The organism is Candidatus Poribacteria bacterium (assembly GCA_021295715.1).
GTDB lineage: Bacteria > Poribacteria > WGA-4E > WGA-4E > WGA-3G > WGA-3G.
On sequence record JAGWBV010000026.1, the window covers coordinates 19,292 to 30,313 of the forward strand.

Annotated in this window: 10 protein-coding genes and 1 CRISPR repeat array; of the genes, 6 read left to right on the forward strand and 4 right to left on the reverse strand. The window is 47.3% G+C overall.

Translation table 11 applies throughout. The features are described 5' to 3' along the window. Position 1: 1 nt before the first annotated feature. Positions 2 to 1,081, reverse strand: coding sequence for a VWA domain-containing protein (locus J4G07_08655; protein MCE2414060.1), 1,080 nt, complete (start codon positions 1,079 to 1,081; stop codon positions 2 to 4). A 443-nt stretch (positions 1,082 to 1,524) separates the two neighbouring features. On the opposite strand from J4G07_08655, the gene J4G07_08660 reads away from it, so the two are divergent. From J4G07_08660 to J4G07_08685, 6 genes are all read left to right on the forward strand, one after another. Next, a complete protein-coding gene (locus tag J4G07_08660; GenBank protein MCE2414061.1) occupies positions 1,525 to 1,857 on the forward strand; it encodes an L-rhamnose mutarotase in 333 nt (110 codons plus the stop codon). A 25-nt stretch (positions 1,858 to 1,882) separates the two neighbouring features. Further along, entirely contained in the window at positions 1,883 to 2,716 is an 834-nt protein-coding gene (locus tag J4G07_08665; protein MCE2414062.1) for a hypothetical protein, read from the forward strand. A 107-nt stretch (positions 2,717 to 2,823) separates the two neighbouring features. Continuing rightward, complete coding sequence (locus J4G07_08670) at positions 2,824 to 3,714, forward strand: hypothetical protein (protein ID MCE2414063.1); 891 nt, start codon at positions 2,824 to 2,826, stop codon at positions 3,712 to 3,714. 37 nt (positions 3,715 to 3,751) lie between these two features. Beyond that, positions 3,752 to 4,552, forward strand: coding sequence for a sugar phosphate isomerase/epimerase (locus J4G07_08675; protein ID MCE2414064.1), 801 nt, complete (start codon positions 3,752 to 3,754; stop codon positions 4,550 to 4,552). A gap of 29 nt (positions 4,553 to 4,581) precedes the next feature. Continuing rightward, positions 4,582 to 5,685 carry a Zn-dependent alcohol dehydrogenase gene (locus J4G07_08680; GenBank protein ID MCE2414065.1) on the forward strand — a complete coding sequence of 368 codons (1,104 nt, stop codon included), beginning with the start codon at positions 4,582 to 4,584 and terminating at the stop codon, positions 5,683 to 5,685. Positions 5,686 to 5,819: 134 nt separating this feature from the next. Continuing rightward, on the forward strand, positions 5,820 to 6,596 hold the full coding sequence (locus J4G07_08685; GenBank protein MCE2414066.1) for a methyltransferase domain-containing protein: 777 nt from the start codon (positions 5,820 to 5,822) through the stop codon (positions 6,594 to 6,596). A 141-nt stretch (positions 6,597 to 6,737) separates the two neighbouring features. Here the strand turns inward: J4G07_08685 and J4G07_08690 are convergent, their stop codons facing one another. The 3 genes from J4G07_08690 to J4G07_08700 form a co-directional block, all read right to left on the reverse strand. Further along, positions 6,738 to 7,688, reverse strand: coding sequence for a hypothetical protein (locus J4G07_08690; protein MCE2414067.1), 951 nt, complete (start codon positions 7,686 to 7,688; stop codon positions 6,738 to 6,740). Between the two features lie 14 nt (positions 7,689 to 7,702). Next, positions 7,703 to 8,785, reverse strand: coding sequence for a Gfo/Idh/MocA family oxidoreductase (locus J4G07_08695; protein MCE2414068.1), 1,083 nt, complete (start codon positions 8,783 to 8,785; stop codon positions 7,703 to 7,705). A gap of 249 nt (positions 8,786 to 9,034) precedes the next feature. Then, positions 9,035 to 9,916, reverse strand: a complete 882-nt coding sequence (locus J4G07_08700) for an NAD(P)-dependent oxidoreductase (GenBank protein MCE2414069.1) — start codon at positions 9,914 to 9,916, stop codon at positions 9,035 to 9,037. A gap of 282 nt (positions 9,917 to 10,198) precedes the next feature. Further along, positions 10,199 to 10,986: a CRISPR direct-repeat array (repeat unit 37 nt; unit sequence GTTTCAATCTCGTAATCGAGAATCTTCTAATTTCAAC). Positions 10,987 to 11,022: the final 36 nt, after the last annotated feature.

Sequence of the window (11,022 nt, forward strand, 5' to 3'; positions counted from 1 at the left end):
TTCACTGGATCGTGAGACTTGAAATCGGCAGCCATAAACCACCCGTACTCTTGGCAATGAACTTCTGAAACGGTTCATCGCGTCCGATAACATCTACCTTGATTTTAGCAGTTTTCATCTTTACCATCACATCTATTGAAGAGTACGCGCCGCTAACATATTCGTCTGTGACAAATATGAAATGGATCTCTGCGTCTTGACGGAATGTAACCTCATCGGCGGCTCGAATGAGTGCGTCCAAACCGTTCTCGTCTCCGCGGAATTTCAGTTGTGCCAATACCTTCTTAATCTGAGAAATTGAACGCATTTGAGGGATCACCTCAAAGTCCAAACCGAGTAAGCCATACCCTGTTCCAGCTCGGAAGGTAACGATGCCGATAGTGAAGTCGATATTCGCGTTGTCGAAGAGATCTGTCATAGAACTGAGATGCTCACGCACTGCGGCAACATCATTTTTCATACTCCCACTGCCATCAATAACAAACACGATGTCGACGAGATCAGTCCCTCGGTTTGCGACGATATGTTTTCCTACTTTGGTAAGTGCCAAATCGGGAAGCGTGAGTCCGCCAATATCGGAGGCGGGTTGCTCACGCGTCCCACCTAAAAAACCACGAGTGGCACCGCCAGCTTTTCCGTGACCTGATATACGTGAACCCAATCCACTTCCGCCACCACTGCTGCCGGATCCTGATACAGGTTTAGCCTGTAACCTCTTTCCGTAGCTCTGTTCTCCTGGCAGAGCGGCGGCAAGTTCGGGGGTTTGCAGTTCGATGGTGGCATCTTGATGCGATACGGGAGCTGCTGCGGTTTGAAACGCAGGAGGGTGGACCTCGACTGTTTCCATCTGTTGCATGTTTTCAGGAACTGTAGAAGGTTGTAGTGGCACGTGGCGAAGCCTTTTCAAGGGACGCGCGGAACTCCGCAATCGAATCTTGATGATGTCAAACTCCGTAACCGGTTTGGGCTGCCAATCGAGTCTTTGACGATATAAGGTCCCAAGTAGCATCATCAGGAGAATGTGAAGCCCGATAGAAATGAGAAGGGCATTGGGGATGTTTTTCCTAAAGAGGACCTTCATTTTCGGTTTACCTGCCTTGATGGTGTATTCAGGTACTGTCGGTGAGTCCAAAGATTATTATAGCACTGTATATACAGTTATTTCAACAAAAGAAAAAATTACCCGAATTTAGGACGGATTCTATAGGTAAGTTGCTTCAGTCCTATGGTCCCTTAATGTGTTGTGATTCGTTTGGTTTTTCTTCAAAAATGGACGTTCGATTGGAGTGCCTAAGGTAAGCTTGCAGTCTCACCGGCGGGGACAAGGCGTATGGGTAAGGCTAAAATTGGTGCGGTTCTGGTGGATTGTGAGAAAAGTATTGACGAAAATTTTGAAATTTGGTATCATATAAATACTCAATAAAAAGGGAGTTTCGGTGTATCCAGCAACCGAGTCTGGTTTTAAAGAATTCAATATTTTGCTACGACTCTCCGCGTCCTGCTGTCACTACTGAAAAAACTAAAATGAAGCACTACGGCTTAACACTAAATCTCAAAAACGATCCGTCTGTTATTGAAAAATATAAAGCATATCACCGAGATGCATGGCCCGAAGTCATTGATGCCCTGAAAACAGTTGGTATCACGAAGATGAATATCTACCTCATTGGATGCCGTCTGTTTATGGCAATGGAAACGATTGATACCTTTGATATAGAACGCGATTTTCCGCGCTATCTCGAAGAGAACCCGAAGTGCAAAGCTTGGGATGAGTTGATGAGGACCTTCCAAGAACCCGTAACGGAGGCACAGCCAGACGAATGGTGGGCACAGATGGAGCCTGTCTTTGAATTATAACGCGAATATGAATATATCCTCTTCGATGCCTACGACTTTTCTATCGGTCGGTCACTTCTGTTATGATGTCTCGCCAAACGGTTATATCCTGGGTGGATCTGCTGCGTACTCAACACTCACTGCGCGAAACCTTGGGCACCGGGCTCGAGCGGTTACAGCTGTTGGCTCGGACTTTGATCGGAAAAATCCACTTTTGGAAGGCATAAAGACAGTCTATCATGAATCTCCTGAGACAACAATCTTTGATAACCAATACGACGCGAAAGGACGCAGACAGCAATTTATCCTTGGGAGCGCACAGCAATTAAAGGGAAGCGACATTCCTCTCGAATGGCAGACGAGTAATATAGCCTACTTGTGTCCAATTGCAGATGAGGTTTCTGCTGAGGTCGTTCACTGTTTCAGCGACGAAACGTTAATAGGTGCAACGCCGCAAGGCTGGCTCCGACAGTGGGATGCCAGCGGTAGGGTTGAGGCAAAGCGATGGGAAACAGCGAAGGACATCTTGCCGCATATTGATATATTAATCCTCAGTGATGAAGATCTCCGTCGTTATCCGGATGAACTTGAAAAATACATCGGGCTAACTTCAATCGTTGTCCTGACACAGGGCGCGCACGGTGCAACCCTCTTTCAAAATGGGACGCAGCTGAAATCCGCCGCTTATTCCGTTACAGAGGTGGATCCAACGGGTGCTGGTGATGTCTTCGCGACCGCCTTTTTGATTAGCTATTATCAAAGTCGTTCTGTCAAGGACGCACTGAACTTCGCACACTGTGTCGCATCTTTCGCTGTAGAAGGGGTTGGTACCTCTTGTATACCGAAACTTCCAGAGGTCATGTTGAGATTACAGACGTAGTTCGCGAACGTTAGGGGGTCCTAATTTCGGGGATAACCTGCAGGAAAGATATCAGGATTCATAGCGCGCTTTTAAAATAATAAATGCTTTCATGAAGAGAGAAAACTATGGCAATTACCTACGACTTCATTGTATACAGCAGTAGAACATCGACATCAGAGTGGATCCTCGGGATGAAGGCTGTTCACGGAGAGGTGCCACTGGATATCGTCATACCTGACGAGTATGCGACATCGGATCCTGAAAATCCCGAAGTCGTCGGCGTTTTAACGACCGAAGGGATGGAACGCGAGAGCACCGATGGGTTAGAACTTTACCGATACCTCCGGCAGCTGAATCCAAAGAAAAATAACTCATTCGGATACAATGAGGTAGTGATTCGAAATATACATGCCCGTCTTAGTGCTCTGAAGGTGAATGAGGAGATACGCGTGCAAGTTACATACAGTGAGCGGAGAGAAACTTATACCCAGTTTTCATATCATATTAAGTTAATAGGTATTTTTGGAGGTGCAGACGCATCCGAGTTGGTGAACCAAACGGATGAAATCGCTACACCATTTTCACCAGAGAAGACCCCGCCGCTTCAGGAGCAAATCAATTTTACGAATTCCGGACAGCCGGTTTATAAAACAACCAATACCTTAGAAAAATTAATAAGTTTTACGCAAAATCTCCAAAAAGAGTTGACACAGGCGCGCAGAGAAATCGCCGATATGTCAGATAAAATTCGGCAACTCGAAGAGGAACAAAAGCAGATTGAAGACGAGCGACGCAGATTTAGTGAAACCCAGAATCTGATTGGAGAGATTTTTGACCGACTCAACCGATTGGAGCGTTTCGATTCACGAATTCAGGGTCTTGAGGAAGACCGGTATCAACTTCATAATCTTCAGCAAACCTTGCGGAAATTCCTCTCAGCGTTACATCAACAAGTCCGGATATCCCTTCAAGAATACACCGATACGCCAGAGGACGAGTTAGACGAACGCTCTTGAAAGTATTCCTATTAGGACGAAAAAGGAGAACACCCTTATGATGAAATTAGGGACGATGTCTCTGAATGTGAGAAATACGACTGCTGCTGCTTTCGCACAAATCGTATACGATCTCGGTTTCGATGTTATTGAGTTACATTCAAGCGCGTTTGAATCCACCGATGCAAACTATCTGCGGGACCTCAAGAAAGATCTCGCGCGGAAAGGATTACCCTTAGGTTATATCGGGGTTAGCAACAACTTTGGGCGTCCTGTTGCTGAACATCCCGAACAAATCGCGCTCATCAAGCAGTGGATTGATGTCGCCGCTTTTATGAGTTGCCCCATTGTTCGAGTCTTTGCTGCCTATGTTCCTGACGACTGTGATGATGAAGATACTTTGTGGCCACCGATGATTGAAGCCTTCAAGGAGGTCGCTGAATACGGCTATGAAGCAGGAATCCTCGTCGGGCTACAGAATCACAACCACAACAACGTTACACGCGATGGTGCTGCTGTTTTACGCGCACTGAATGAAACCGATCACCCCTATTTCACACATATCTTAGACACCGGACAGTATGCAGGATCCCCCGGTGCAAGTGGGCATCGAGGTTCTTCACATCCGGGGTACGACTGCTACGCAAGTATTGAGCAGACAGCACCGCACGCCGTCTATGTCCGTACGAAGTTTTATCAGATTGATAGCGGTGTCGAGGAATGGTTGGATTACCCTCGTGTTTTGGATATTCTGCGTGGGGTTGACTATAACGGATGTCTCTCGATTGTTTATGAAGGTGAATCGGATCCTGTTGACTCCATGCGTAAGGCAAGAAGTTATCTGGAATCCTTGTTGTAAGCGGACTACGCTGTAGAGGGAGCGAAGAAATGAAAACGCGTGCTGCTGTTATGTATGAACATAACCAACCCGTTGTCGTTGAGGAGCTTGAATTAGATGACCCGAAGGAAAACGAAGTCCTCGTTCGGACCGCTGCGAGTGGTGTCTGTCATTCCGATCTATCCGTAGTAACCGGGACCATCTACTACGATGCCGCTGTCGCACTTGGACACGAAGGGGCTGGCGTGATTGAGCACGTTGGCAAGGATGTAACTGGTTTCCATCCGGGCGATCCGGTGATTTTGTCTTTTGTGAGTTATTGTGGCAGTTGTCGGATGTGTCAGATGGAACGGGTCTGTCTGTGCGAAAGTTATGATGTGCCTCGCGGATTTCTATTGGATGGCACTTACCGTCTCCACAACAGTTCAGGGGATGGAATTCTTCAGATGGCGCGGATCGCAACGATGTCGGAGTACATGGTTGTGCCAGAACAGAATCTCGTCAAAATTGAACCACATTATTCGTTAGAGCAAGCCGCTCTCGTGGGATGTGGTGTGACGACAGGTGTCGGGGCAGTGCTTAACACGGCAAAGGTTGAACCCGGCAGCACCGTAGCTGTTATCGGTACCGGTGGTGTCGGTCTGAACGCTATCCAAGGTGCTGTCCTCGCGCAAGCAGAACGAATTATCGCTGTCGATATTGCGGAGAAGAAACTCAACTTTGCGAAAAAATTCGGCGCAACCGATGTCGTTAACGCCGCTGAAAATGATCCGGTTGAAGCCGTTCGTGAGTTAACAGATGGCTTGGGTGTGGATTACGCATTTGAGGTCATCGGGAATCCGAAAACGATTGTACAGGCGTATGATATGGTCCGACCTGCAGGAAGTGCCGTCATTGTAGGTATGGCACATCATGAGTCCGAATTCAGCATTCCAGCGCAACGCTTCGTCTCGAGTGAGAAACGGTTAATCGGTTCATTTTATGGATCCTGCCAACCACGGGTGGATATGCCGAGGCTTCTGAGTCTATATGCGGAAGGCACATTGAAACTCGATGAACTCATTACACGTCACTATCGACTTGAGCAGATTAATGAGGCTTTTGCGGATATGGAAGCCGGAGAAAACGCTCGTGGGGTTATTGTTTTCAATTAATCCTGTAGGTTGTGTTGGATGCAGTAAAGCGCAACAAGTCATATTCTGAGATAGACTCTGGTTTTCAATAATTGGTGTTTTTGTAAGAAATCTCTTTAACCGAAAACTGATAACTGAAAACCGAGAACTGATATATGAAATCTATACACACAGCGGTTCGCGACCAGTTTAGCCAACATGCTGACTACTACGCCCAGAGTAGTACCCATGCCAAAGGGAATACGCTAAACGTACTCCTCGACTTTGCAGACCCTAAAGGCACAGAACAGACCTTAGACATCGCTACTGGAACTGGGTTTACGGCGTTCGCACTTGCCCCGAAAGTTGCACAGGTCGTGGCGACGGATCTTACCCCGGAAATGGTCGAGAAGGCGGTTGAACTCGCACAAGAACAAGCCATAAAAAATATAGCGTTTTCTGTCGCTGCTGCCGAGGCATTGCCGTTTAGTGATGCTTCGTTGGATTTAGTAACTTGTCGAATTGCACCCCATCACTTTCAGGATGTGCGGGCATTCTTAAGCGAGGTTCATCGGGTTTTACGGACAGATGGACTTTTCTGCATGACGGATTCTGTCTCACCGGAATCAGAGAAATTGAGAGCGTGGCAGAACCGCGTCGAGAGACTCCGAGATAACTCGCATGTGTATGGTTATCCACCCTCGCAATGGGATGCAATGATTACGGATGCTGGATTTTCACTTGAAAGGACAGCACATGCCCGAAATGCACAGATGTCATTTCTTTGGTGGGTACGTCCAGAGAAAAACCCGCCCGAGCTCGTGCAGGAGATTCGTGATGCGTTTGCGCAACTCTCGCCTGATGAAGCACGAGAGCATTACACTGTCTGCCCAGACGGTGATGACTTCTATTTTTCCTGGCCCACGTACACCGTTAAAGCAAGACACAAATAGGACGTTACGACATCTGAAATTGTTGTTAGATTCGCTTTGACCGAAGCACACGCCACTACATGTAGGTGTTTCCAGCGTAACTGGCATTCACTCCTACCTTTTTTCCTTCCATGACCTTTTCGCTTTATTGGCAAAGGGACCTTACAAGAAATTCTCAATCTCAGAAGGAGTTGGCAGGGCAGGAATTACGCCGACCTTCTGGGTTGCCAACGCTCCTGCGGCATTTGCATATCGCATAATGGCATCAAGCTGCACCTTTTCAAGCGATCTAAGGTCTGCATGCTGCATCAGTTGGGTGAGCATCGCAGCGACGAAGGCGTCTCCCGCACCGAGGGTGTCCACAACATCCACCGCAAAACCATCAACATAGCCTTCAGCGGAACCGTTCGTGTAATAACATCCGCGTTCACCTAACGTGACAACGATCAATTTTGCACCGAGCCCAAGGATACGGTCAATCCCATTTGCCAATTCGACATCGTCCGTAATAAATTCCCACTCTTCTTCCGAAATTTTGACGATATCTGCGTAAGGCATCACTTCCCAGATCCAGTGCTTGGCATCATTCTCCTCATCCCAGAGCATCAACCGTAAATTCGGATCGTAAGAGAGCGTCGCACCACCCGCTTTTGCAGACTGGATTGCGTGAAGGGTCGCCTCTCGGCTCGGCGAATGGCTGAGGCTGACAGAGCCGTAGTGGAAGAGTTCCGCCGATTGAACATAGTTAGCGTCGATTTCATCAGGAGAGAGTTGGATGTCGGCACCTGGATGTCGATAGAAGGTGATGTCTTTCATACCATCAGATCGCGTGGCAACGAAGGCTAAGGTCGTGCGAGACCCTTCACCTGCGATGAGGTAGTCGGTATTAACACTGTTCTGTTGGAGCGTTTCGCGTAAGAAATCGCCGAACGCGTCTGCACCGACTTTACCGATAAACCCAGCATCCATGCCGAGTTTCGCTAAACCGACGGCAACGTTAGCAGGAGCACCCCCTGGGGCTTTCACAAATCCTGGGGCTTCTGTGAGTGTCACATCAGGGGTTGTGGAGACAAAGTCGATAAGGAGTTCACCGATACATAAAGCTTTTGGCATAGTGGATTGTTCCTTCAAAATGTAGTGCGTAGGTCTTGCGCCTGTCCCGTCTGTGCGGATCGGTATCCCGCATCGAAAATTTCTATCACATGTCGAGCATGCTCCGCCGTGACGATCGTCGGTTTATCTTCACGAATCCAATCCACTAACTGCATAATATCCTCATAGACGTGCGATTCCTGAATGCTACGATGCGGTCCCACAACATGTGGGAGTTCTCCGTCTGGTGCATCAATGAGGTTTCCATTCAGCAAATTGCCTTCAATCGTGCCACTGGTGCCGTGAATTGCCAGCCTACCCCTGACGACGGAGCCAGCGGCGGCACCATAGACAAAGCCGTAGAACGCCTCGCCGAAGTCAAGGAGAATAAAGGTGTTGTCGTCCATGTCGCATGGGAGCATCTCGCCTCGGAATTCGCGTTCCTTGAGGCGAACACCCGAGAACGCCGTTACACGTTTCGCAGGTCCGAGGATACCGGTCAACGTATGCAAGCCGTAAACAGTCATGTCATAGAGCGGTCCGCCACCCGGTTTACGGAAATACCACGCTGGATTGATGTTGGAGAGCGGATCGTCTCCCTGTCGAACGGATTCGTTTTCATGGTATCTTCCGAAAGCAGATCCAGCCGCTGCCCATGTCAACGTTCCGATCACACCATCAGCAATAAGACTACGGATTTCTTGATGGATCGGGCGGAGCATCTCCCCAGGGGAAGCCACTAATTTCACGCCTCTACGTGCCGCCGATTCAATCAGGTCATCCGCCTCATCGACGGTAGTTGTCATTGTTTTATTGAAATGCGCGTGAAGACCGTGTTCAATCGCGAGTTTCCCCTGCTCATAATGCAAGCCGATAGGCGATGCGATACTGACCGCATCTACATGTCCGTCTGCTAAGAGTGCCTCATAAGTTTCATACGCATACGGGACGTTGAATTTTTCAGATGCCGCTTGCGCTCTACCGGGAACAGGGTCACAAACAGCCGTTACCTGTAATCTATCTTGGACATCGTCCTGGGTGAGATGCGGAAGGATACCCCGCACGGAGATGCTCCCTACACCGACAACCCCGATGCGTACTCTATCACTCGTTGACATAATATTTCCTCCAATTTTGGCTTTCGGCAAATTAGTTGTCAGCCGTCGACTTTCAGCTTTCAGCAAGAACGGGGTATACTTATAGTAAAGTCGAAAAATATGTAGACAGTTGCGCAGCGAAACATCCCTCCGTCGCTGGCGAGGATTGTATCCTCGCCTCTTTAGAGTGTCTCATTAATTCTAAACTTTACTATAAACGAAAATCTCTTAAAACTGACTGCTGACGGCTGATTGCCAACGGCTATTCTACTATCGCCACGATGTCTCGTGTTGCCACCCGACAGCATTTTTCAGTTTATCGCAATTGATAAACGACTGATGTCCCTCAAGTGCTCTGACCTTCGGAAGAAATTCGGGTTTAAAACGCTCAACCAATTCTTGGGAGGGTTCTAAGGCTGAAGTGTCATCGGCGTTCAGAAAATAGACATTGTGGGGTGGCAGTGTGTCCACTTTTTCCATAATCAGGCGGTGTGCACTCGCGACGTCTTCACTGCCTACCCAACACCAGAGCCACGGGGTCCACGCGGTTGTCGGTTTGGCATTCTCTGCCATCTGTCTCCTCCGTTCTTCTGGGCTGATACCGGCAGGGCGTGTAACATAGGTTCGGATGCCATAGGCACGAGTATAACTCGCCAAGAGATCTTCGCCACACCGTTTAGAGAAACTGTAGGAATCTTCAGGATAGCAGGGGTGTTCTTCATCTAAGGGTAGGTAATCTATTGGGATATGGGTCTTACTAATTCGGAAGCCGTGTCCTAACGCACAATTGCTGCCGGACATCACAACCGTGTGGACATCTGCCTCAATTGCCGCTTGCATGAGGTAGTAAGTGCCGAGCATATTCGTTTTGAAGGTGGCATCAAAAGGTATGTCTTGCTCAGCGGCACGGGCACGTAAATCTGGATGGTCAACAGGACCCGGTTGTGCACCGAGGTGTTGGATTGCGTCGACACCTTCAACAGCACGCTGGCAGTCCTCGAAGTTGTTTAGGTCGCCTTGAATAAAAGGGAGGTGTGAGAATTCCGCGGGCGGTGTTCTACGCGACATCAGCACTAATGCGTGTTGATCCGCCAATTCTCGGATCACAAACTCGCCGAGCCTACCGCTCGCCCCAGTTATCAATATTTTCATTTTTTAATTATTCCTTTCGGAGAGGTAACGTGATTTGAAACTTCAGATTGTCGCGTTGGAGTTGAAGAAACTCCCAATCAAAACACCCCACTTCGTTACGGACTATGTTTTGTTGCTGTTTTAACGCAAGTTGTCATCTTTGTAGCATAACCTGTATGAAGATTAATTTTTTAATTCGGTAATACTTGTATTTTCCAAGCCGGGTAGGTGCGGTTTCCTAACCGCACCGGATATAGTTATGGTAGATTTTAGAGTTGCCTACTTTTTCATAATGCCGTGTTGGTTTCAATCTCGTAATCGAGAATCTTCTAATTTCAACGCTATCATCATAGATTCTATAAAACCAGAACCTATGAATAGTTTCAATCTCGTAATCGAGAATCTTCTAATTTCAACACCCTCTGGACAAGTTGCAAGAGTGGAAGTAAAACAAGTTTCAATCTCGTAATCGAGAATCTTCTAATTTCAACGAAAAATTTGGTGAGGCGTTTGTAGCAAGGCAGACAGGTTTCAATCTCGTAATCGAGAATCTTCTAATTTCAACGCTAACCTGAAAAAATCGGCATGGCGTATCACTTTACCGTTTCAATCTCGTAATCGAGAATCTTCTAATTTCAACGTCAACTTATTTCCGTATACGTGTAGATACTTGTTAGGTGTAGTTTCAATCTCGTAATCGAGAATCTTCTAATTTCAACTGAAGGGACTCCCTGTCTCGTTGCGATCGTAGATGCTGTTTCAATCTCGTAATCGAGAATCTTCTAATTTCAACGAAAAAATCTACGATGTTCCTCGTCCATGAACTCAGTTCCGTTTCAATCTCGTAATCGAGAATCTTCTAATTTCAACTCTATTATCCTTGCCCATAACCACCCAAGCGGCGACCGTTTCAATCTCGTAATCGAGAATCTTCTAATTTCAACTTTGTAAATTTCCTTGTCAGGTGCGCGTATTCTTACGTTTCAATCTCGTAATCGAGAATCTTCTAATTTCAACGCTATAAGCACAACGAGATTATAGCGTGTGGAAACTGGTTTCAATCTCGTAATCGAGAATCTTCTAATTTCAACAAAGACATATAAAATAAAAAAAAATATATAAACAAC